Origin of the sequence: Pseudomonas sp. NBRC 100443 (assembly GCF_030268185.1) — a bacterium.
In the GTDB taxonomy this organism is placed as follows: Bacteria; Pseudomonadota; Gammaproteobacteria; order Pseudomonadales; family Pseudomonadaceae; genus Pseudomonas; species Pseudomonas citronellolis.
On the sequence record NZ_BSQE01000068.1, the window covers coordinates 1 to 414 of the forward strand.

At 66.7% G+C, this 414-nt stretch carries 1 protein-coding gene; it reads right to left on the reverse strand.

Translation table 11 applies throughout. From position 1 onward, the window contains the following. Positions 1-414 (reverse strand): acyl-CoA dehydrogenase family protein (locus QSJ95_RS32560; RefSeq protein ID WP_502945336.1); only part of this gene is annotated, 414 nt, incomplete at both ends.

Here is a 414-nt window from a genome sequence, read left to right on the forward strand (position 1 = left end):
TCTTCTCCTTGAAGGCTTCCAGCATGCGCTCGGCGATGCCCAGGCCGATGGAGGCGAAGCCGCTGGCGAAGTACGGGCGGTACGGGGTGTAGAAAATCTTGCTGTAGGGGTACAGGCCGAAGCCGGCCGAGCGGCCTTCCATCATGTCCTTGGCCGCCTGGATGCGGTGGTTGGGCACGAAGGCGTCCTTCACCACCAGGGTCTTGGTGCCGCTGCCCTTCATGCCGGCGGCGTACCAGTCGTCGCGAATCTCGTAGTCGCTGCGCGGCAGCACGGCGAAGCAGTACACCTGCTCGCCCTCGGCGTTCTGCCGGCGGCAGCCGAGGATGGCCCATTCGGCGTGGTCGCTGCCGCTGCTCCAGCCCATCTCGCCGTTGAACAGGATGCCGCCCTCGACCTCCTGGATGCGCCCGA